The organism is Brevundimonas sp. C43, from assembly GCF_030732185.1.
Classification (GTDB): domain Bacteria; phylum Pseudomonadota; class Alphaproteobacteria; order Caulobacterales; family Caulobacteraceae; genus Brevundimonas; species Brevundimonas diminuta_C.
On sequence record NZ_CP132231.1, the window covers coordinates 972203 to 994331 of the forward strand.

22 protein-coding genes and 2 tRNA genes are annotated in these 22129 nt (G+C 65.3%); 21 read left to right on the plus strand and 3 right to left on the minus strand.

What is annotated here, in order from left to right; translation table 11 throughout:
- The first annotated feature begins 48 nt into the window (after window positions 1-48).
- A complete protein-coding gene (locus tag Q9R14_RS04865; protein ID WP_306003668.1) occupies window positions 49-1299 on the plus strand; it encodes a glycosyltransferase in 1251 nt (416 codons plus the stop codon).
- A gap of 86 nt (window positions 1300-1385) precedes the next feature.
- Here Q9R14_RS04865 and Q9R14_RS04870 read toward each other — a convergent pair.
- From Q9R14_RS04870 to Q9R14_RS04880, 3 genes are all read right to left on the minus strand, one after another.
- Window positions 1386-1462, minus strand: a tRNA-Asp gene (locus Q9R14_RS04870).
- An 80-nt stretch (window positions 1463-1542) separates the two neighbouring features.
- Window positions 1543-1619, minus strand: a tRNA-Asp gene (locus Q9R14_RS04875).
- Between the two features lie 96 nt (window positions 1620-1715).
- A complete protein-coding gene (locus Q9R14_RS04880) occupies window positions 1716-3347 on the minus strand; it encodes an AbgT family transporter (protein ID WP_306003669.1) in 1632 nt (543 codons plus the stop codon).
- Window positions 3348-3552: 205 nt separating this feature from the next.
- Between Q9R14_RS04880 and Q9R14_RS04885 the strand changes: the two genes are divergently transcribed.
- The 20 genes from Q9R14_RS04885 to Q9R14_RS04980 all read left to right on the plus strand — a co-directional run bounded on the left by Q9R14_RS04885 (window position 3553) and on the right by Q9R14_RS04980 (window position 22101).
- Window positions 3553-3930 carry an NADH-quinone oxidoreductase subunit A gene (locus Q9R14_RS04885; protein ID WP_017503999.1) on the plus strand — a complete coding sequence of 126 codons (378 nt, stop codon included), beginning with the start codon at window positions 3553-3555 and terminating at the stop codon, window positions 3928-3930.
- Window positions 3900-4529 carry an NADH-quinone oxidoreductase subunit B family protein gene (locus Q9R14_RS04890; protein ID WP_087119131.1) on the plus strand — a complete coding sequence of 210 codons (630 nt, stop codon included), beginning with the start codon at window positions 3900-3902 and terminating at the stop codon, window positions 4527-4529. The genes Q9R14_RS04885 and Q9R14_RS04890 overlap by 31 nt, the downstream gene beginning before the upstream one ends.
- Entirely contained in the window at window positions 4526-5155 is a 630-nt protein-coding gene (locus tag Q9R14_RS04895) for an NADH-quinone oxidoreductase subunit C (protein ID WP_017503997.1), read from the plus strand. The genes Q9R14_RS04890 and Q9R14_RS04895 overlap by 4 nt, the downstream gene beginning before the upstream one ends.
- Before the next feature lie 86 nt (window positions 5156-5241).
- On the plus strand, window positions 5242-6420 hold the full coding sequence (locus Q9R14_RS04900; RefSeq protein WP_271043052.1) for an NADH-quinone oxidoreductase subunit D: 1179 nt from the start codon (window positions 5242-5244) through the stop codon (window positions 6418-6420).
- Window positions 6417-7094 carry an NADH-quinone oxidoreductase subunit NuoE gene (gene nuoE, locus Q9R14_RS04905; protein WP_306003670.1) on the plus strand — a complete coding sequence of 226 codons (678 nt, stop codon included), beginning with the start codon at window positions 6417-6419 and terminating at the stop codon, window positions 7092-7094. Before Q9R14_RS04900 ends, nuoE begins: the two co-directional genes overlap by 4 nt.
- On the plus strand, window positions 7094-7357 hold the full coding sequence (locus tag Q9R14_RS04910) for a hypothetical protein (protein ID WP_306003671.1): 264 nt from the start codon (window positions 7094-7096) through the stop codon (window positions 7355-7357). Before nuoE ends, Q9R14_RS04910 begins: the two co-directional genes overlap by 1 nt.
- A gap of 5 nt (window positions 7358-7362) precedes the next feature.
- Window positions 7363-8676 (plus strand): NADH-quinone oxidoreductase subunit NuoF, encoded by a 1314-nt coding sequence (gene nuoF, locus Q9R14_RS04915; RefSeq protein WP_306003672.1) that lies wholly within the window; start codon window positions 7363-7365, stop codon window positions 8674-8676.
- A 2-nt stretch (window positions 8677-8678) separates the two neighbouring features.
- Window positions 8679-9068 carry a hypothetical protein gene (locus tag Q9R14_RS04920; RefSeq protein ID WP_306003673.1) on the plus strand — a complete coding sequence of 130 codons (390 nt, stop codon included), beginning with the start codon at window positions 8679-8681 and terminating at the stop codon, window positions 9066-9068.
- A complete protein-coding gene (gene nuoG, locus Q9R14_RS04925; protein ID WP_306003674.1) occupies window positions 9068-11113 on the plus strand; it encodes an NADH-quinone oxidoreductase subunit NuoG in 2046 nt (681 codons plus the stop codon). The genes Q9R14_RS04920 and nuoG overlap by 1 nt, the downstream gene beginning before the upstream one ends.
- A 3-nt stretch (window positions 11114-11116) precedes the next feature.
- Entirely contained in the window at window positions 11117-12190 is a 1074-nt protein-coding gene (gene nuoH / locus Q9R14_RS04930) for an NADH-quinone oxidoreductase subunit NuoH (RefSeq protein ID WP_165116609.1), read from the plus strand.
- Window positions 12190-12369, plus strand: a complete 180-nt coding sequence (locus Q9R14_RS04935; protein WP_306003675.1) for a hypothetical protein — start codon at window positions 12190-12192, stop codon at window positions 12367-12369. Before nuoH ends, Q9R14_RS04935 begins: the two co-directional genes overlap by 1 nt.
- Window positions 12369-12860, plus strand: a complete 492-nt coding sequence (gene nuoI, locus Q9R14_RS04940) for an NADH-quinone oxidoreductase subunit NuoI (protein ID WP_017503987.1) — start codon at window positions 12369-12371, stop codon at window positions 12858-12860. The genes Q9R14_RS04935 and nuoI overlap by 1 nt, the downstream gene beginning before the upstream one ends.
- Window positions 12861-12934: 74 nt before the next feature.
- Window positions 12935-13561 carry an NADH-quinone oxidoreductase subunit J gene (locus Q9R14_RS04945; protein ID WP_017503986.1) on the plus strand — a complete coding sequence of 209 codons (627 nt, stop codon included), beginning with the start codon at window positions 12935-12937 and terminating at the stop codon, window positions 13559-13561.
- Window positions 13561-13866 (plus strand): NADH-quinone oxidoreductase subunit NuoK, encoded by a 306-nt coding sequence (nuoK, locus tag Q9R14_RS04950; protein ID WP_039247409.1) that lies wholly within the window; start codon window positions 13561-13563, stop codon window positions 13864-13866. Before Q9R14_RS04945 ends, nuoK begins: the two co-directional genes overlap by 1 nt.
- A 2-nt stretch (window positions 13867-13868) precedes the next feature.
- The gene (gene nuoL / locus Q9R14_RS04955) at window positions 13869-15956 is read left to right on the plus strand and encodes an NADH-quinone oxidoreductase subunit L (RefSeq protein WP_306003676.1); all 2088 of its coding nucleotides are present in this window, start codon (window positions 13869-13871) and stop codon (window positions 15954-15956) included.
- Between the two features lie 4 nt (window positions 15957-15960).
- A complete protein-coding gene (locus Q9R14_RS04960) occupies window positions 15961-17445 on the plus strand; it encodes an NADH-quinone oxidoreductase subunit M (protein ID WP_306003677.1) in 1485 nt (494 codons plus the stop codon).
- Between the two features lie 9 nt (window positions 17446-17454).
- Entirely contained in the window at window positions 17455-18897 is a 1443-nt protein-coding gene (gene nuoN, locus Q9R14_RS04965) for an NADH-quinone oxidoreductase subunit NuoN (protein WP_306003678.1), read from the plus strand.
- 4 nt (window positions 18898-18901) lie between these two features.
- Window positions 18902-19651, plus strand: coding sequence for a biotin--[acetyl-CoA-carboxylase] ligase (locus Q9R14_RS04970; RefSeq protein ID WP_161639057.1), 750 nt, complete (start codon window positions 18902-18904; stop codon window positions 19649-19651).
- The gene (locus Q9R14_RS04975; protein ID WP_306004119.1) at window positions 19648-20427 is read left to right on the plus strand and encodes a type III pantothenate kinase; all 780 of its coding nucleotides are present in this window, start codon (window positions 19648-19650) and stop codon (window positions 20425-20427) included. The genes Q9R14_RS04970 and Q9R14_RS04975 overlap by 4 nt, the downstream gene beginning before the upstream one ends.
- On the plus strand, window positions 20428-22101 hold the full coding sequence (locus Q9R14_RS04980; RefSeq protein ID WP_306003679.1) for a ribonuclease J: 1674 nt from the start codon (window positions 20428-20430) through the stop codon (window positions 22099-22101).
- The last annotated feature ends 28 nt before the right edge of the window (window positions 22102-22129 follow it).

Sequence of the window (22129 nt, forward strand, 5' to 3'; positions counted from 1 at the left end):
ATCGAACCCCTCCGGCGTTCGACAGCCCAGACCAGGCGAGAACACTCCATGAGCATGACAGACCTCGACGTCCAGGAAAGCGAACTCCGACTGATTCCGGGGCTGGACGTGGAAGTCGCCGATACGCTGCGGGCCTTAAAGGCGGCGGCGATGGACGAGCGGCCCCGCCTGGTGGACACCACAATGCTCTATGCGCCGCGCTCGGGCGGGGTGAAGCGCTATATCCTGTCCAAGAAGGCGTGGATCGAGGCCAATCGGCCGGGAGTCAGTCACTCGCTGATCGTGCCCGGCGCGCGTCACAAGGCGAGAGCCGACGGCATCGTGCAACTTCGGGCGACCAAGCTGCCGTTCGGCGACGGCTATCGTTGGCCCAGTTCGGTGAAACGCTGGAGCGCCTGGGTCGCGGCGATGAAGCCGTCGATCATCGAGGCCGGAGATCCTTACACACCGGGGCAGGGGGCTTTGGAGGCCGGGCAGCGGGTCGGCTGCCCGGTCGTCGGTTTCTGCCACTCCGATCCGGCCGGGCTGGCGGCGCTGCACTTTGGCGAATGGGCCAAAAAGCCGGTGGAGAAGCGCTGGGCGAAGCTGTTTTCACAGTTTGATCGGGTCGTGTCGCCCAGTCGCTTTATCGCGCGGCGCCTGGAAGAGGCCGGTGTGAACAACATCGTCATCCGGCCTCTGGGTGTGGAGATCGACACCTTCCGTCCGGACCGTCGTGACCGGCAGTGGCTGCTGAAACAGCTGGGTCTGGGCGATGACGCGCGGCTGCTGTGTTTCGCCGGTCGTCCGGCCAAAGAGAAGAACGTCGATGTGCTGATCGAGGCGGTCCAGAAGCTGGGCGCGCCCTATCATCTGGTGCTGGTCGGGGCTGGTGCGGGGATGCCGGAAGAAGATCGCGTCATCTCCATGCCCTATGAAAGCGATCCCAAGGCGGTCGCCAAGATCATCGCCAGCTGCGACGCCTTCGTTCACGCCAATGACAAGGAGCCGTTCGGGCTGATCGTGCTGGAGGCCATGGCCTGCGGTCGCCCCGTGGTCGGGGTCAATGCGGGCGGCGTCGCCGAGACGGTTGACGAGAGCGTGGGGCAACTGGCCGCCAGCGCGGACGCCGACGATTACGCCCAGGCGGTCGAGGCCCTGTTCGCGCGCGATATCGAAGCGATCGGCCGGGCGGCGCGCGAAAAGGCGGTCAGCCAGTTCGCCTGGAATCGCGTCTTCGAGGATCTGTGCATGGTCTATGGGGAGCTGACGGGCGAAGCGGCGTTCGTGAACCCGGATATGGCACTGCCGCTGCACTGAGGCGGCCAGGGCTTTGATCCGTTCGAATGGCGCGTTTTGCGAAAACGGGAACGCGCCACTTCTTTTATCGATGTCTTGAAAAGAAGTGGCGCGAGTGACGGGGCTCGAACCCGCGACCTCCGGCGTGACAGGCCGGCACTCTAACCAACTGAGCTACACCCGCGTATCAGGTCGAAACTTTTGAGCTGTTTCGAAAGCTTTTTGGGAAGGCGGTGTGCGCCACTCTTCTATTTCTAGAAAGAGTGGCGCGAGTGACGGGGCTCGAACCCGCGACCTCCGGCGTGACAGGCCGGCACTCTAACCAACTGAGCTACACCCGCGTTTCCCGGCCGAAGCGGCTGTGCGCCCCGGCGAGGGGCGTCGTTTAGGCGGGCTGACACATCGCGTCAAGCGACCTTTTCGGAGAAACGCGCCCCTCAACGCGACGGGGCTGTGGACGGTGTGACGATCGCCGCCTGGGGCGGGCTGTGCGGGCCCGCTACGCCGCCGTCTGCAGGCTCATGGGCCGCCACGGCGGGAGGCGGCGGCTCATAGTGGACGCCGACGCCCGGCCCCAGCGGCAGGTCGAAGGCGACCCAGGCCGCCACCATGGCCAGACCGGCGACCAGGAAGGCCCCGGCATAGGGGAGCATCGTCGCCATCAAGGAACCAAGGCCGAATCGCGGATCCCAGCGCTGGGCGAAGGTCAGGATCAGCGGGAAGTAGCTCATCAACGGCGTGGCGATGTTGGTGACGGAATCACCCATGCGATAGGCGGCGGTCGTCATCTCGGGCGAAATGCCCAGCAGCATGAACATCGGCACCACGATGGGCGCCAGGGCTGACCACTTGGCCGAGGCCGAACCGATGAACAGATCGAAGAAGCACGAGACGAAGACCACGCAGATCAGCAGCAGAGGGGCGGGCAGGGCCAGGGTCTTCAGACCCGCCGCCGCATTGACCGCCAGGATCGGCCCCAGCCCCGACCAGTTGAACATGGCCACGAAGTGCGCGGCGAAGAAGGCCAGCACGATATAGGGCGCCAACTGGGCGATGCCGTCGCGCATCATCGTGACCATGTCGCGGTGCGACTGGATCGTGCCGGCTCCGGCCCCATAGGCCCCGCCGGTGACGAAGAAGGTGATGGCGAAGAAGGCGACCAGGGACTTGTAGAGCGGATTGAACTTCTGCTCCGGGTTCACCTCGGGATCGACGAACGGCGAGCCCGGTATGAAGGTCAGCAGGGCCCAGAGCGCGATCATGCCCAGAAGCGCCAGGCCGGCGAACTTCAGGCCGCGCTTTTCGGAGGCGGTCAGGGGCTGTTTTTCCGAGGCGTTCGGGGCGGCGACCCCCTCTGACGGCTTCCAGACGCCGAGGCGCGGCTCGATCACCCGGTCGGTCAGAAACCAGACGATGGGGGTGAAGACGAAGACGACGCCGACGATGAAGAACCAGTTGCCCGCGATGTTCACGGAATAGGACGGATCGATCAGGCGGGCGGCCGGCTCGGTGATGCCCAGGATCAGGGCGTCGCTGGCGCCGGGGAACAGGTTGCCGGCGTATCCGCCCGACACGGCGGCGAAGCCTGCGGCCAGACCCGCCAACGGATGTCGGCCCGCTGCGGCGAAGATGACGGCCGCCAGCGGGATGACCACGACATAGGAGGCGTCCGACGCGTGATGGGACACCATGCCGGTGATCACGACGACGGGCGTCAGTATGGAACGCGGGGCGTTCAGCAGGGCGCCGCGAATGGCGGTCGCGAACATCCCGGTGCGTTCGGCGACCGAAGCGCCATAGATGATGGTGATGACGATGCCGAGGGGCGGGAAGTCCGCCAGGGTGCGCGGCATGCCGATGATCAACTGTTCCAGATTCTCGGCCGACAGCAGGCTCTTGGCGACCAGTTGATCGCCGGTGACCGGATTAACGGCAGACCAGCCCAGGCCGGCGCCGACCATGCTGAGGACAATCAGACCGCCGATCAGCCACAGGAATAGGAAGACGGGATCGGGCAGCCGATTGCCGATCCGTTCGACAGCGTTCAGGGCGCGGCTGGCTAGGCTCATTCGGATGACTTTCGGTTACGCGATCGGCCCGCCAATAGGCCTTTGCAGCCCTGCGCCGCGCAAGCGTCGGCCCTGCGACATATGGCGCGCAAAGTTGCGAGCCATTCTCAATGAAAATCCAATGGTCGCAGGGGTTTGAACGGCGGCGGTCTTGGGTCTAAGAAGCGCCGAATCCCGCCTCTCCCCGGCGGACGAGGTTCTTCGAATGAACGCATTCCTTCTCGAATATCTTCCGGTCCTGGTCTTCGCCGGCGTAGCCGCCTTCATCGGCATTCTTTTCATCGTGCTGCCGCTGCTGCTGGCGCCGAAAAGCCCCGATAGCGAGAAGCTGTCGGCCTATGAGTGCGGCTTCAATGCCTTCGACGATGCCCGGATGAAGTTCGACATCCGCTTCTATCTGGTGTCGATCCTGTTCATCATCTTCGATCTGGAAGTCGCCTTCCTCTTCCCGTGGGCGGTGTCGATGTTCGATCTGTCGCACGCCGGCATGGTGTTCGCCTTCTGGTCGATGATGGTCTTCCTGGGCGTGCTGACCATCGGCTTCATCTACGAATGGAAGAAGGGAGCCCTGGAATGGGAGTAGTCGCCGCTTCCAAGCCCGCGGGCCTGGTGTCCGCATCGGGCGCGCCGCTGGTTCCGGCCGGCGCCGGCGCGCGTTCGACCGTCGAGGGTTATGATCCCAAGGTCCACGACAAGTTCTTCGAGGCCGTGAACATGGAGCTCGGCGAGCGCGGCTATCTGGTCGCCGCCGCCGACGACGTCATCAACTGGGCCCGCACGGGTTCTCTGATGTGGATGACGTTCGGCCTGGCCTGCTGCGCCGTCGAGATGATCCAGATGTCGATGCCGCGCTTCGATGTCGAGCGCTTCGGCATGGCGCCGCGCGCCAGCCCGCGCCAGTCGGACCTGATGATCGTCGCCGGCACCCTGACCAACAAGATGGCCCCGGCCATCCGCAAGGTCTACGACCAGATGCCCGATCCGCGCTATGTCGTGTCGATGGGCAGCTGCGCAAACGGCGGCGGCTACTACCACTATAGTTATAGCGTCGTACGCGGTTGCGACCGCGTGGTGCCGGTCGACGTCTATGTGCCCGGCTGCCCGCCGACGGCCGAGGCGCTGCTGTACGGCCTGCTGCAACTGCAGAAGAAGATCCGTCGCACGGGGACCATCGACCGATGACCTCTCTGGCTGTTCAAGCGCAACACGAAGCCGCCCTGACGCCTCTGGGCGCCGAGATGGTCGGCGCCCTGGGCGTCGAGGCCCAGGTGGCGTTCGGCGAACTGACGCTGGTCGCGCCGCGCGAGCGGATCGTCGAGGTGCTGACGACGCTGCGCGATCAGTTCGGCTTCCAGCAGCTGCTCGATCTGTGCGGCGTGGACTATCCGGATCGCAAGGAGCGGTTCGAGGTGGTCTATCACCTGCTGTCGATGACGAGGAACGCGCGCCTGCGGGTCAAGGTCTCGACCGACGAGACCCAGCCGGTGCCTTCGGTCATCTCGGCCTATCCGGCCGCCAACTGGTTCGAGCGTGAAGCCTACGACATGTACGGCATGCTGTTCTCGGGCCATCCGGACATGCGTCGCCTGCTGACGGACTATGGTTTCGAAGGCCATCCGCTGCGCAAGGACTTCCCGATGACGGGCTATGTCGAGGTCCGCTACGACGAGGAACAGCGCCGCGTGGTCTATGAGCCGGTCAAGCTGACCCAAGAGTTCCGCACCTTCGATTTCCTGTCGCCCTGGGAGGGCGCTGAATACCCCGCGCCGGTCCTGCCCGGCGACGAGAAGGCGGGAGGCCAGGCGTAATGGCTGACGGAAACCCCACTCTGCCGCCGCTAGGCGTCGATGTGTTCGAGGACGATCTCGACACCCGCACCGCGCACGCGCGCGAGATGGAAGACCGCAAGTTCACCATCAACTTCGGTCCGCAACACCCGGCCGCGCACGGCGTGCTGCGCCTGGTGCTGGAGCTGGACGGCGAGATCGTCGAGCGCGTCGATCCGCACATCGGCCTGCTGCACCGCGGCACCGAAAAGCTGATGGAGGCGCGCACCTACCTTCAGAACGTGCCGTATCTGGACCGGTTGGACTACGTCTCGCCGATGAACCAGGAGCACGCCTTCTGCCTGGCCATCGAGAAGCTGCTGGGCATCGAGGTTCCGTACCGGGCGCAGCTGATCCGCGTCCTTTACTCGGAGATCGGCCGCATCCTGTCGCACATGCTGAACGTGACGACCCAGGCCATGGACGTCGGCGCCCTGACGCCGCCGCTCTGGGGCTTCGAGGAACGCGAAAAGCTGATGGTGTTCTACGAGCGCGCCTGCGGCGCCCGTCTGCACGCCAACTACTTCCGTCCCGGCGGCGTCCACCAGGACCTGCCGATGGACCTGATCGACGACATCGGCCGCTGGTGCCACGAGTTCCCGCCGGCGCTGAAAGACATCGAAAGCCTGGTCACCGAGAACCGCATCTTCAAACAGCGCAACGTCGACATCGGCGTGGTGTCCAAGCAGGAAGCCCTGGAATGGGGCTTCAGCGGCGTGATGCTGCGCGGCTCGAACATCGCCTGGGACCTGCGCAAGTCGCAGCCCTATGAGTGCTATGCCGAGCTCGACTTCGACGTGGTCGTCGGCAAGAACGGCGACTGCTGGGACCGCTATCTGGTGCGCATCGAGGAGATGAAGCAGTCGGTGCGGATCATGGAGCAGTGCATCCACAAGCTGCGCAACTGCCCCGGCGAGCCGGTGATGGTCGAGGACAACAAGATCGTCCCGCCGCGCCGTGGCGAGATGAAGCGCTCGATGGAGTCGCTGATCCACCACTTCAAGCTCTACACCGAAGGCTTCAAGACGCCCGAGGGCGAGGTCTATGCCTCTGTCGAGGCGCCCAAGGGCGAGTTCGGCATCTATCTGGTGTCGGACGGCACCAACAAACCCTATCGCGTGAAGATCTCGGCGCCGGGCTTCCGCTCGCTGCAGGCGATGGACTGGATGAACCGCGGCCACCAGCTGGCCGACGTGTCCGCCATCCTGGGCTCGCTCGACATCGTTTTCGGAGAAGTGGACCGATGAGCGTTCGTCGTCTCGCCAAGGAACAGCCGGCCTCGTTCGCCTTCTCGGCCGATACGATGGCCAAGGCCGAATGGTGGATCAAGAAGTATCCGGAAGGCCGTCGTCAGTCGGCGGTGATCCCGATCCTGTGGCTGGTGCAGAAGCAGGAAGGCTGGGTGTCCGAACCCGCCATCCGCGCGATCGCCGAACTGCTGGACATGGCCTATATCCGGGTGCTGGAGGTCGCGACCTTCTACACCATGTTCATGCTGGAGCCGGTCGGCAAGACGGCGCTGATCCAGGTTTGCGGCACCACGCCGTGCATGCTGCGCGGCGCCAATGAGCTGATGCGCGTCTGCAAGGAGAAGATCGGTCCCAAGGATCATCTGTCCGCCGACGGCCGCTTCACCTGGCAGGAAGTCGAGTGCCTGGGCGCCTGCTCCAACGCGCCGATGGCCCAGATCAACGACTATTATTTCGAGGACCTGACGCCCGAGACGATCGGCCGGATCATCGACGACTTCGCCGCCGGCAAGACGCCCGAGCGGGGCTCCTACATCGGTCGCACCAATGCGGCGCCGGAAGGCGGGCCGAAGACCCTGCTCGATGCGACGCTTTATGACGGCTCGGCCGCCAAGCCGATCAAGAAGCTGCCGAACAGCGACCCCGCGCCGGTCGAGAAGGCGCCGGCCTGATGTCGTCGCCGGATCTGAACACCGAAGAGGGCCGCGCAGCCTACCGCAAGGAACTGCGCAACGTCGGGCGTCCGCTGCGCGCGGGCGGCCTGGCCATGGTCGTCGGCGCGGCCGTTCTGATCCTGATCTCGCGTCAGGGCGCAGTCGGACCGTGGGCGGTCAATCTCTCCTACTTCATGCTGGCGGCGGGCTGGGTGATGGTCATCGCGGCCATCTGGATGCGCACGCGCCACCACAAGCGCCGTCTGGCGGAAGGACTCTGAGGGCCATGGTCGGCATTCTCGAAGACAAGGATCGCATCTTCACAAACCTGTACGGCTTCCACGACTGGACGCTGGACGGGGCGAAGAACCGCGGCGCCTGGAACGCCACCAAGGACATGCTGGAGCTTGGCCGCGACTGGATCATCAACAACGTCAAGGCCTCGGGTCTGCGCGGCCGTGGCGGCGCCGGCTTCTCGACGGGCCTGAAGTGGTCGTTCATGCCCAAGGAAGTGAAGGATCGTCCTCACTACCTGGTCATCAACGCCGACGAATCCGAGCCCGCGACCTGCAAGGACCGCGAGATCATGCGCCATGATCCGCACCTGCTGATCGAAGGCGCCCTGATCGCCAGCTTCGCGATGCAGGCCCACGCCTGCTACATCTATCTGCGCGGCGAATATGTGCTGGAGCGCGAGCGGATGGAAGCCGCCGTCAAGCAGGCCTATGAGGCCAGGCTGATCGGCGAAGGCAACGTCCACGGCTGGGACTTCCACGTCTACATCCACCACGGCGCCGGCGCCTACATCTGCGGCGAAGAGACGGCCCTGCTGGAATCGCTGGAAGGCAAGAAGGGTCAACCGCGTCTGAAGCCGCCGTTCCCGGCCGGCGCGGGCCTGTACGGCTGCCCGACCACGGTGAACAACGTCGAGTCGATCGCCGTCGTCGGCACGATCCTGCGTCGCGGCGCCGACTGGTTCGCCAGCTTCGGCCGTCCGAACAACACCGGCACCAAGCTGATGTCCCTGTCCGGCCACGTGAACACGCCCTGCGTGGTCGAAGAGGCCATGTCGATCCCGCTGCGTCAGCTGATCGAGGATCACGGCGGCGGCGTGCGTGGCGGCTGGAGCAATCTGAAGGCCATCATCCCCGGCGGTGCGTCCTGCCCGGTGATCACGCGCGAACAGGCCGAGACGGTCCTGATGGACTTCGATTCCATGCGCGAGGTTCGCTCGTCGCTGGGCACCGCCGGCGTGACGGTGATGGACGAGTCGACCGATATCGTGAAGGCGATCGCCCGCATCAGCTATTTCTTCAAGCACGAGAGCTGCGGCCAGTGCACGCCGTGCCGTGAAGGCACCGGCTGGATGTGGCGCGTGCTGGAGCGGATGGCCGTGGGTGAGGCCGATCCGTCGGAAATCGACCTGCTGCTGGACGTCGCCGGACAGGTCGAGGGGCACACCATCTGCGCCCTGGGCGACGCCGCCGCCTGGCCGGTTCAGGGCCTGATCCGTCACTTCCGTCACGAGATCGAAGACCGGATCGCCAACTATCGCAGCCGCCGTGCGAACTTCGCCGGCCACGCGATCGCGGCGGAGTAGAGATGCGCCTCGCCGTCGCCCTGTTGCTGACGCTTCCGATCCTCGCCGCTTGCGGCGAGGGGGAAAAGGCTGCGCCTGAAGCGTCGACCGCGCCCGCGACGGCGGCTCCTGCTGAAGTGGCTCCTGTCGCGACGGCGGCGGCTCCGGCGAACCTCGAAGCGGCCTGCCGCGACATGGTGAACCGCATGTATGGCCAGGAAGGCGACGCCGTCGTCTTCACCGCCACCGGCGAACGCACGGCCCAGGTGTCGTGGCGCGCGCCGGTCGATGGCGGCAGGCTGGAATTCGAATGCCGGGCGGAAGCCGACGGCGCGGGCCTGTTCCGCGACGGTCAGCGGATGTCCGTGGATGTACAAATGGCGGCTCCCGCCGCCAAGCAAGAGGCCCGCTGATGCCTATCGCCAAGGTCAACGGCGTCGAAACCGAGTTCGAGTCCGGCATGACCGTGCTCCAGGTCGCCGAACGCGCCGGACAAGAGATTCCGCGCTTCTGCTATCACGAGCGCCTGTCCATCGCCGGCAACTGCCGCATGTGCCTAGTCGAGGTGAAGCCTGGACCGCCGAAGCCGCAGGCCTCGTGCGCGCTTCCGGCCGCCGACGGCCAGGAAATTTTCACCGACACGCCGATGGTCAAGAAGGCCCGCGAAGGGGTGATGGAGTTCCTGCTCATCAACCACCCGCTGGATTGCCCGATCTGCGACCAGGGCGGCGAGTGCGACCTGCAGGACCAGTCGGTCGGCTACGGCCGCGACGGCTCGCGCTATTCGGAGAACAAGCGCGCGGTTGAAGAAAAGGCGATGGGTCCGACCATCAAGACCTTCATGACGCGCTGCATTCAGTGCACGCGCTGCGTCCGCTTTATCACCGAAGTCGCCGGCGTGCCGGACATCGGCATGATTTCGCGCGGCGAGGACGCCGAAATCACGACCTATCTGGAGAAGTCGGTCGCCTCGGAACTGTCGGGCAACGTCAACGACCTGTGCCCTGTCGGCGCCCTGACGCACCGTCCGTGGCAGTACCACTATCGTCCGTGGGAACTGAAGAAGACCGAGACTATCGACGTCATGGACGCCCTGGGCTCGAACATCCGCGCCGACTACCGCGGGTCCGAGGTCATGCGCGTGCTGCCGCGCGTCAATGAGGGCATCAACGAGGAGTGGCTGTCGGACAAGAGCCGCTACGTCGTCGACGGCCTGACCGCGCGTCGTCTGGACCGTCCGTGGATCCGTGAGAATGGCAAGCTGCGCGCCGCCTCGTGGAACGAGGCGCTGGACGCCGTCGCCGCCAAGCTGAAGGCCGCACCGGCCGACCGCATCGGCGTGATCGCCGGCGATCTGCAGGACGCCGAGTCGATGAAGGCGACGCTGGATCTGTTCCGCGCGCTCGGCTCGAACAATACCGACTGCCGCCAGGACGGCGCCGCCGTTGGGTATGGCCCACGTGAGGGATGGCTGTTCAACTCCGGCCTGGAAGGCATTGAAAAGGCTGACGCCGTTCTGATCGTCGGCGCCAATCCGCGCACGGAGGCGCCGCTGCTGAACGCCCGCCTTCGCAAGGCCTGGCTGAAGGGCGACATGCAGATCGGTCTGATCGGCGAACAGGCGGACCTGACGTTCGATTACGCCTATCTGGGCGCAGGCACGCAGACCCTGGCCAAGCTGCCGAAGTCGGCGCTGGACTTCCTGACCAAGGCCGAGCGTCCGGCGATCATCGTCGGCTCCGGCGCGCTGGTCGGGGAGGGCGGTCCGTCCGTCCTGAACGCACTCGGCGCCCTGGCCAAGAAGGTCGGCGTGGTCGCCGACGGTTGGAACGGCTTCAACGTCCTGCACCACGCCGCGTCGCGCGTGGCCGGTCTGGACATGGGCTTCGTGCCGGCTGACGGCGGCCTGACGGTCTTTGAGATGCTGAAACCGGATGCTCTGGACGTGCTGTTCCTGTTGGGCGCGGACGAGGTCGATCCGACCGGTTCGAACGCCTTCCGCGTCTATCTGGGCAGCCACGGCGACCGCGGCGCGCACGGCGCGGACGTGATCCTGCCGGGTGCGGCCTATACCGAGAAGGCCGGCCTGTACGTCAACACCGAGGGCCGGGTGCAGATGGCCGAACGCGTCGTCTTCCCCAAGGGCGAGGCCAAGGAAGACTGGGCCATCATCCGCGCCCTGTCGGCGCGCGTTGACAAGACCCTGCCTTACGACACGCTGGAGCAACTGCGCGCCAAGCTCATGGGCGATCATCCGACCTTCGGCCGGATCGATTATCTGCCCGCGCCGGCGACGTTCGACGTGGCGGCCCTGGGCGCTAAGGGCGATCTGGGCGACCGCGCCTTCGTCTCGGCCGTGACCGACCCTTATCTTTCCAATCCGATAGCGCGCGCCAGCGCGACGATGGCCGAGCTGTCCGCCCTGCGGACCCAGCCGGTCGCAATGGCGGCGGAGTAAGCCATGGACCCCGTTTCCTTCTGGGCCACGCCTCTGGGCTGGACGCTGATCACGGTCGGTCAGGTCCTGCTGATCACCGTCGGCGTGCTGATCGCCGTCGCCTTCCTGCTGCTGGCCGACCGTAAGGTCTGGGCCGGCGTGCAGATGCGCAAGGGTCCGAACGTCGTCGGCCCCTTCGGTCTGCTTCAATCCTTCGCGGACATGATCAAGTTCGTGCTGAAGGAGGTCGTGATCCCGGCCGGCGCGGACAAGGCGGTCTTCATCATCGCCCCGATCATCACCGTGATCCTGGCCTTCATGGCCTGGGCGGTCATTCCGTTCGCGCCCGGTTGGGTGGTGTCGGACCTGAACGTCGGCATCCTGTACATCTTCGCCGTGTCGTCGCTGGGCGTTTACGGCATCATCATGGGCGGCTGGGCTTCGAACTCGAAGTATCCGTTCCTGGGCTCGTTGCGTTCGGCGGCGCAGATGGTGTCCTATGAAGTCTCGCTGGGCCTGATCATCATCAATGTGATCCTGCTGGCCGGCACCATGAACCTGTCGGCCATCGTCGACAGCCAGAAGGGCATGTTCTGGAACTGGTACGGTTTCGGCGGGGGCGCGGACACCTGGCCGCTGGTCGTGATCCTGTTCCCGATGTCGATCATCTTCTTCATCTCTGCCTTGGCCGAGACCAACCGTCCTCCGTTCGACCTGCCCGAGGCCGAGTCCGAACTGGTCGCCGGTTATCAGGTCGAATACAGCTCCACGCCGTATCTGCTGTTCATGATGGGCGAGTACGTCAACATCGTCTTCATGTCGGCGATGATCAGCCTGCTGTTCTTCGGTGGCTGGAACCCCGGCGTGCCGCAGGCCTGGATGGATGGGCTGCCGGCCTGGATCGCCTACACGATCTATCTGCTGACCTTCATGGCCAAGACGGTCTTCTGGTTCATCATGATCTCGATGGTGAAGGCCTTCGTGCCGCGCTATCGCTATGACCAACTGATGCGTCTGGGCTGGAAGATCTTCCTGCCGACGTCGCTGGTCGCGGTCGTGATCGTTTCCGCTTGGCGCGTCTTCGTGGTGGGGGCGTGATGCGCAGCCCTATCATCGGCCTCGGTCTTGTGGCGATGACCGCCGCCTGCGCGCCCGACCCGTCGCGCATGCCCGAGTCGAGCTATCAATGGCAGCAACGCCAGGACCGCATCGAACAGGACTGGCGCGCCAGCCAGACCGCACCCCAGACGACGCCCGCCCCCAAGGATAAGCCCTGATGTTCACCCGTATCGTCCAGGCGACCAAGGGCGCGATGATGCTGGATGTCATCGGCGCCATCGGTCTGTCGCTGAAATATATGGCCCGTCCCAAGATGACGGTGAACTATCCGTTCGAGCGCAATCCGCAGTCGCCGCGCTTCCGTGGCGAGCACGCGCTGCGTCGCTATGCGAACGGCGAGGAACGCTGCATCGCCTGCAAGCTGTGCGAAGCCATCTGCCCCGCCCAGGCCATCACCATCGAGGCCGAGCCGCGCGCCGACGGCAGCCGTCGCACGACCCGCTACGACATCGATATGGTCAAATGCATCTACTGCGGCCTGTGCCAGGAGGCCTGCCCGGTGGACGCCATCGTGGAAGGGCCGAACTCGGAGTTCGCCGTCGAGACACGCGAAGAGCTGCTCTACGACAAGCAACGCCTGCTCGATAACGGCGACCGCTGGGAACGGCAGATCGCCAAGAATCTGGAACTCGACGCGCCTTACCGCTAAGGCGCATCTCGCTAAACGGGTCGGCGATTCCTGAAACGGGGTCGCGGCCGATACGAAAGGGGCTTCGTCCCGACATGCTGCAAGGCATAGCCTTCTATCTGCTGGCGGCGGTCGCCACGGTTTCCGGCCTTCTGGTCGTGACCGCGCGCAACCCGGTGCACAGCGTGCTGTGGTTGATCCTGGCCTTCTTCTCGTCGGCGGGTCTGTTCGTCCTGCTGGGCGCCGAGTTCCTGGCGATGCTGCTGGTCGTCGTTTACGTCGGCGCGGTCGCGGTGCTGTTCCTGTTCGTCGTCATGATGCTGGACGTGGACTTCCTGAAGCTGCGCGAAGGCTACGCGCGCTATTTGCCGCTGGGCGCCATCATCGCCGCCGTGCTGCTGGTCGAGATGATCATCGTCTCGGTCGCCGTGGTTCAGGGCGGCGCCGCCGCGGGCCTGCCGGCGCCGGGCGCGCCGGACGCTAGCGTCACCAATGTCGAGGCCATCGGTCGCGTGCTCTATACGGACTACGTCTACTTCTTCCAGGCGGCCGGGATCGTGCTGCTGATCGCGATGATCGGCGCCATCACCCTGACCCTGCGCCACAAGCCGCACATCAAACGCCAGAATCCCGGCGACCAGGTGAACCGCGACCGTCGCAAGTCGGTCGAGATCAAGTCCGCCGCCACGGGCGAAGGCGTCAGCGCCGAGGAGCTTCTCTGATGATCGGTCTGACCCACTATCTGACGGTCGCTGCGATCCTGTTCACCATCGGGGTGTTCGGCATCTTCGTGAACCGCAAGAACGTCATCATCATCCTGATGTCGATCGAGCTGATCCTGCTGGCGGTGAACATCAACTTCGTCGCCTTCTCGGCCTATCTGAACGAGATCAGCGGGCAGATCATGGCGATGTTCGTCCTGACCGTCGCCGCGGCCGAGGCCGCCGTCGGCCTGGCGATCCTGGTGACCTTCTTCCGTAACCGCGGCGACATCGCCGTGGACGATGCCTCCGTGATGAAGGGCTGAGCGTGACCTTCCATACCCTCGTCATTCTCGGGATCTTCGCCCCGCTGCTGGGCGCGGCCATCGCCGGCTTCTTCGGACGCCGGATTGGCAATATCCCGTCGCAGGCCGTCACGACCGGCCTTCTGTTCTTCTCGTGCGCCGTGGCCTGGACGGTGTTCGGCCAGTGGACCTGGGGCCATATGGAGCCCTTCACCATCCGCCTGGCGCCCTTCATTAACGTCGGTGACTTCCAGTCGGCCTGGTCGATCCGCATCGATGCCCTGTCGGCGACCATGCTGATCGTGGTCACCAGCGTGTCGTCGCTGGTTCACCTGTATTCCTGGGGCTACATGGCGGAGGACGACAGCCGGCCGCGCTTCTTCGCCTATCTGTCGCTGTTCACCTTCATGATGCTGGCGCTGGTGACGGCGGCCGACTTCATGCAGATCTTCTTCGGCTGGGAAGGCGTCGGCCTGGCGTCCTATCTGCTGATCGGCTTCTGGTTCAAGAAGCCGACGGCCAGCGCCGCCGCCATCAAGGCCTTCGTCGTTAACCGCGTGGGCGACTTCGGTTTCGTGCTGGGGATCATGACGATCTTCTGGATGTACGGCACCATCAACTTCGCCGAGCTGTTCCCGCTGATCGCCACCAAGGCCGGCACGACGTGGGAGTTCCTGGGCGTCCAGTGGTCCGCGCTGGATCTGGCCGGCTTCCTGCTGTTCATCGGCGCCATGGGCAAGTCGGCCCAGTTCTTCCTGCACACCTGGTTGCCGGACGCGATGGAAGGCCCGACCCCCGTGTCGGCGCTGATCCACGCCGCGACCATGGTCACCGCCGGCGTCTATATGGTCTGCCTGCTGAGCCCGATCTATGAGTATGCGCCGGGCGCGTCGCAGATCATCGCCATCATCGGCGCGATCACGGCCCTGTTCGCCGCCACGGTCGGCCTGACCCAGAACGACATCAAGCGGGTCATCGCCTATTCGACCTGTTCGCAGCTGGGCTATATGTTCTTCGCGGCGGGCGTCGGCGCCTATCAGGCGGCCATGTTCCACCTGTTCACGCACGCCTTCTTCAAGGCCCTGCTGTTCCTGGGCGCCGGTTCGGTGATCCACGGCATGCATCACGAGCAGGACATGCGGAAGATGGGCGGCCTGTGGAAGCTGCTGCCGGTCACCTATGCGGTGATGACCATCGGCACCATCGCCATCACCGGCCTGGGCATCCCCGGCGTCGGCGGCTTCGCCGGCTTCTACTCCAAGGATTCGATCATCGAGAGCGCCTATGCCTCGGCGGCCTCGGGTCATTCGGCTATCGGCCTGTTCGCCTTCTTCGTCGGCATCATCGCCGCCGGTCTGACGGCCTACTATTCGTGGCGCCTGGTCTTCATGACCTTCCACAACAAGCCGGTATGGAAGGAAGAGGGCGACGCCCATCATGCTGACGACCACGCCTCGCACGCCCAGCTGGAAACCCATTCCGAGCCGGTCGGCGATCATCACGACGATCATGCGCATGACGACCATGGTCATCATGGCCCGCTGAAGCCGCATGAGAGCCCGCTGGTCATGCTGATCCCGCTGATCCTGCTGTCGGTCGGCGCCGTCGCCGCAGGCTTCGTCTTCGCGCCGCACTTCATCGGCCACCACGAAGGCGAGTTCTGGCGCGGCGCGATCTTCACCGGCGCGACCAACCACGTCCTGCACGAAAGCCACGACGTCCCGACCTGGGTGAAATGGTCGCCGCTGATCCTGACGCTGATCGGCACCGCCTTCGCCTACTGGATCTACGTCGCTCGCGAGGGCATGGGCCGTCGCATGGCCGAGCGGAACGGCGTCATCTACCGCTTCCTCTACAACAAGTGGTACTTCGACGAGCTGTACGACTTCGTCTTCGTGCGCGGCTTCCGCGCCATCGGGAACTTCTTCTGGAAGATCTGCGACGTGAAGATCATCGACGGCCTGGGCCCGAACGGCGCCGCCTGGGTGTCGCTGAAATCCGCCGCTCGACTGGGCAAGATCCAGTCCGGCTATGTCTATCACTACGCCTTCGTGATGCTGCTCGGGGTGGCTGGTCTGCTCACCTTCGCCATCCTCGCGTGGGGAGCCTGATCTCGTGCCCTACATCCTGAGCCTCGTTACATTCCTGCCCCTCGTCGGGGCCCTGGCGATCTTCGCCGCCCGGCTGACGTCAAAGTCGGCCGATGCGGCCGCGCCGGCCGCGCGCTGGATCGCGCTGATCACCACCCTGGTCACCCTGGCGGTGTCGGTCGTGCTCGTCGCTGGCTTCGATCCGGCCAACACCAGCTATCAGTTCGTGGAGATGGTCCCGTGGTTCGCGGGCGCCAGCTATCACCTGGGTGTCGACGGGATCTCGATCCTGTTCGTGCTGCTGACGGCCTTCCTGATGCCGATCTGCATCCTGGCCAGCTGGAAGTCGGTCGAGACGCGCGTCGTCGAATATATGATCGCCTTCCTGATGCTGGAGACGCTGGTCATCGGGGTGTTCACCTCGCTGGACCTGTTCCTCTTCTACATCTTCTTCGAAGGCACCCTGGTCCCGATGTTCCTGATCATCGGCATCTGGGGCGGTCAGAACCGCATCTATGCGGCCTACAAGTTCTTCCTCTACACCCTGCTGGGGTCCGTCCTGATGCTGCTGGCCATGCTGTGGATGGCGCATGAGGCGGGCACCACCAGCATTCCCGAGCTGAAGCGTTTCGCCTTCGATCCGGCCGTCCAGCCGATCCTGTGGCTGGCCTTCTTCGCCTCGTTCGCGGTCAAGATGCCGATGTGGCCGGTCCACACCTGGCTGCCCGACGCCCACGTTCAGGCGCCGACGGCCGGTTCGGTCATTCTGGCGGGCATTCTGCTGAAGCTGGGCGGCTACGGCTTCATCCTGTTCAACGTGCCGATGTTCCCCATGGCGTCGGAGATGTTCCGCCCGCTGGTCTTCACCCTGTCGGTGATCGCCATCGTCTATACGTCGCTGGTCGCCTGGCGTCAGACGGACATCAAGAAGCTGATCGCCTATTCGTCGGTGGCCCACATGGGCTTTGTGACCCTGGGCATCTTCGCCGGCAACGACATCGGCATGCAGGGCGCCATCTTCCAGATGATCAGCCACGGCCTGATCTCGGGCGCGCTGTTCCTGTGCGTCGGCGTCGTCTACGACCGGATGCACACCCGCGAGATCGCCTTCTACGGCGGCCTGACCTCCAAGATGCCGTGGTACGCCGCCATCTTCCTGATGTTCACCATGGCCAACGTCGGCCTGCCGGGCACCTCGGGCTTCATCGGCGAAGTGCTGACCATGACCGGCGCCTACAACGCCTCGACCTGGGCGGCGCTGGTCGCGGCCTCGGGCGTCATCTTCTCGGCGGTCTATGCCTTGACCCTGTACCGCGCGGTCATGTTCGGCGAGATCACCAATCCGAAGCTTGAGACCATCACCGACATCGACAAGCGCGAACTGCTGCTGTTCGTGCCTCTGATCGTCGGCACCATCTGGCTGGGGGTCCATCCGGCCTCTGTCCTCGATTACACCGGGCCTGCCGTCGAGGCCCTGACCAGCGCGTATCGCGCCGCGATCGGCGGGTGAGACTTACAGATGCCTGATCTATCCTCCGCCCTGCATCTCGCCGCCTCGGAAGTCACCCTCGCGGTCGGCGCCCTGGTCCTGCTGATGGTCGGCGCCTTCATCGGCGACAAAAGCGCCCGTCTGGTCTCGATCCTGTCGGTCCTGCTGCTGATCGTCGCGTCGGTCATCTCGATCGTCGGACCGTGGGGCGTCGCCTTCAACGGCGCCTATGTCGCCGATCCTCTGGCCATCTACGCCAAGAGCCTGATCTATCTGTCGGCCGCCGTGGCGGTCGTGCTGGGCGACGGCTGGATGAAGCGCACGCGCATCGCCAAGTTCGAATATCCGGTCCTGATCGTGCTGGCCTCGGCCGGCATGGGGATGATGGCGTCCTCGGGCGACCTGATCTCCATGTACGTCGGGATCGAGCTGCACTCGCTGGCCCTGTATGTGCTGGCCGCCTTCCACCGCAACGACGTCAAGGCGTCGGAAGCGGGTCTGAAGTATTTCGTCCTGGGCGCCCTGTCGTCGGGTCTGCTGCTGTATGGCGCCAGCCTGATCTACGGCTTCGCCGGTTCGATGCGGTTCGAGGACATCGCCGCCGTCGCCGCCGACAATCCCGGCCCGGGCTTGGTCTTCGGCCTGGTCTTCCTGATCTGCGGCCTGGCGTTCAAGGTTTCGGCCGCGCCGTTCCACATGTGGACGCCCGACGTCTATGAAGGTGCGCCGACGCCGGTCGTGGCCCTGTTCGCCACGGCGCCCAAGGTCGCGGCCATGGTGCTGATCGCCCGCGCGCTGGAAAACGGTTTCGGCGACGCCCACGCCCAGTGGTCGCAGGTCCTGATCGCCATCTCGCTGATCAGCTTCGTCGTCGGCGCCTTTGGCGGCCTGGCGCAGAAGGACATCCAGCGCCTGCTGGCCTATTCCTCGATCGCCAACATCGGTTACGCCCTGCTGGGCATTGCGGCGGGCACGGCCGAGGGCCTGCAGGCCATGCTGATGTTCATGACGCTGTATGTCATCGACCAGTTGGGCTTCTTCGCCATCCTGCTCAGCCTGTCCAAGTCGGGCCGTCCGATCCGCCGCATCGCCGATCTGGCCGGATTGAAGAAGGATCGTCCGCTGACCGCCGTGGCCCTGACCATCCTGTCGCTGTCGGTCCTGGGCATGCCGCCGTTCTCGGGCTTCTGGGGCAAATACTATGTGTTCGGCGCCGCCGCCGATGCAGGGCTGTGGCCCGTCGCGGCCGCCGGTCTGGTCGCCTCTGTCGTCGCCGCCTTCTACTATCTGCGCATCCTCAAGCTGATGTGGTTCGATGCGCCGGTGGACGACATCGCCACCGACGCCGCGCCGGTCGAGGCCAAGTGGATCGGCTGGGCGTGCGCCGCCTTCGCCTTCCCCTTGGTGATCGTCGGTCTGACCTGGCTGGAGCCGCTGACCAAGGCTGCGAGCGCCGGCTTCGGGAACGGGTAGGGCGTTGGCGCCCGTCCCACTGGTCATCCTCGATGAGATCGACTCGACCAACGCCGAGGCGCGCCGCCTCGCCGAGGCCGGAGAGGCGGGGCCGCGCTGGATCGTGGCGCGCCGCCAGACTGCCGGCCGCGGTCGGCGGGGTCGCAAGTGGGACACCGATCAGGGCAATCTGGCCGCCACCCTTCTGATCACCACGCCCAAGTCAGCGGCGGAGGCGGCTCAGGCCACCTTCATCGCCGCCCTGGCGGTCGCGGATCTGCTGGACGTCTTCGTCTCGCCTGCGCTCGTTTCGATCAAATGGCCCAACGACGTCCTGCTGGACGGGGTCAAGGTGTCGGGCATACTGGTCGAATCCGGCCGGCACGCGAACGGCGACCTCTGGCTTGCGGTCGGGATCGGCGTGAATCTGGCCCATGCGCCCGAGGGCACCGAGCGGGGGGCGACCTCGGTTGCCGAACGTCTGCGCGCCGACCTGGCCTATGTGCCGCCGATCGAGGCCGCCGCCGAAATCCTGGCCGAGACATTCGCCGTCTGGTGGGGGCGCTGGCAGACGATGGGCTTCGAGCCCGTGCTCGACGCCTGGACCAGTCGTTTGACGGGCCTAAACGGACCATGCGTCGCGCGTCTGGACAATGAGACGCTGGAAGGTTTGGCCGAGGGCGTGGAGGCGGACGGCGCCTTACGCCTGCGTCTGGCCGACGGCTCGGTGCGGTTGATCTCCGCCGGCGACGTCTTTTTCGGGAAAGCCGCCTGATGCTTCTCGCCATCGAGCAGGGCAACACCAATACGCTGTTTGCGGTCCACGACGGCACGGACTGGATCGCCCAATGGCGCGCCGCGACCGAGGCCAGCCGCACGGCCGACGAATACGCCGTCTGGCTGAACCAGTTGATGGTGATGAAGGGATTGGCCTTCGGGGCGCTGAGCGGCTGCATCATCTCCAGCGTCGTGCCGCAGTCGATCTTCAACCTGCGCAATCTGGCGCGGCGCTATCTGAATATCGAACCCCTGGTCATCGGCGAGAACGCCGAGCTGGGGATCGAGGTGCGGATCGCCAAGCCCAGCGAGGCGGGTGCCGATCGTCTTGTGAACGCCGTGGGCGCCTCGCTGATGTATCCCGGCGACCTTCTGCTGATCGACAGCGGCACGGCGACGACTTTTGACATCGTCTCGGGCGACGGCGCCTTCGAGGGCGGTCTGATCGCGCCCGGCATCAATCTGTCGCTTCAGGCCCTGCACGAGGCGGCGGCCAAACTGCCGCGCATCGCCATCCAGAAACCCGAGAACGTCATCGGCAAGGGCACGGTCGAGGCCATGCAGTCCGGCGTCTTCTGGGGCTATATCTCGTTGATCGAAGGCCTGATCGGACGCATCAAGGCGGAGTGGGGCAAGCCCGTGACCGTCGTCGGCACCGGCGGGGTCGCCAGCCTGTTCGAAGGCGCTACCGACAGCATCGATCACTTCGATCCCGACCTGACTATTCGCGGCCTCCTCGAAATCTGGCGTCGTAACGCCCATTTGACTGATTGAATGAAAAAGCAAACCCAAGACGAACTCGTTTTCCTGCCGCTGGGCGGCTCGGACGAGGTCGGTATGAACCTGAACGCCTATGGCTTCGGCCCAGAGGCGAACCGTGAATGGCTGATCGTCGATGTCGGCGTCACCTTCGGCGACCTGTCCACGCCCGGCGTGGACGTGATCGTGCCCGATCCCACCTTCCTGGAGGGTGAGACCATCAAGGGCATCGTGCTGACCCACGCGCACGAAGATCACATCGGCGCCCTGGGCTGGCTGTGGCCGCGCATCAAGGCGCCGATCTACGCCACGCCCTTCACCGCCTATCTGATCCGCGACAAGCTGCGCGAGCGCGGCATTCTGGACGAGGTCGAACTGATCGAGGTGCCGCTGGGCGGGACCGTCGACATCGGCACGTTCGGCGTGACCTTCGTTAACATGACCCACTCGATCGCCGAGCCCAGCGGCCTGGCCATCGATACGCCGCTGGGCATGGTGTTCCACACCGGCGACTGGAAGATCGACGACCAGCCGGTGACCGGGACCAAGACCGACGCCCCCGTCATCCGCGCCTTGGGCGACGAAGGCGTGCTGGCCATGGTCTGCGATTCGACCAATGTCTTCGTGCCGGGCGTCGCCGGGTCCGAGGGCGATGTCGCCGTCGCCATCTCCAAACTGATCGCCAGCCTGAAGGGGCGCGTCGCGGTTGGCTGCTTCGCCTCCAACGTCGCCCGTATGGACAGCGTGATCCGTGCGGCCGAGGCCTGCGGGCGTCGCGTGGCCCTGGCCGGCCGGTCGATGCACCGGATCACGGCGGCGGCCAAACATGTCGGCATGCTGAAGGACGTGAAGCCCTTCCTGTCGGACGAGGAGGCCCGCGTCTGGCCCGCCGATCAGATCCTGTATCTGTGTACCGGCAGCCAGGGCGAGGCGAGGGCGGCCCTGTCGCGCGTCGCCGACGGCACCCATCCGGTCGTGAAACTGGGTCTGGGCGACCACTGCATCTTCTCGTCGCGCCAGATCCCCGGCAACGAACTGGCGATCGGCAATCTGCAGGACCGGCTCGCGGACCGCGGCGTGCGCCTCTACACCGAGAAGGATCACCCCGGCATCCACGTCTCGGGACACCCCTGCCGTGACGAGCTGAAGCAGATGTACGAATGGGCCCGGCCGCAGATCGCGGTGCCGACCCACGGCGTGCGTCGGTTCCTGTTGGAACACGCTAATCTGGCCAAGGACATGGGCGTTCCGGAAACGGTGACGCCGCGCAACGGCGACATGGTCCGCCTGGCCCCTGGGCCGGCCAAGATCATCGACGAGGTGCCGAACGGCCGCCTCTATGTCGACGGCGGGATGCTGGTGACCGAGCAGGGCGAGGCCCTGAAGGAACGTCGTCACGCCTCGACCAACGGCGTGCTGATCGTCAGCTTCGCCCTGGACAAGCGCGGTCGCATCGCCAGCGACATCGATATCCGCAGCGTCGGCCTGCCCGGCGACACGGCCACGCCGCTCGGCGATGCGCTGGACAAGCTGGCCGAGCGGGTCGAGCAGGTGGTCAAGGGCCTGAAGGGCGATGCGCTGGACGACGAAATGGTCATCGAACAGGCCGTCGCCCGCGTGCTGAAAAAGGCCAGCCAGCAAATCTGGGATCGTCGTCCCATCGTCGAGACGGTCGTCCTGCGCGTCTGATGCAACCTTGACCGTTCGGGCGCATTGG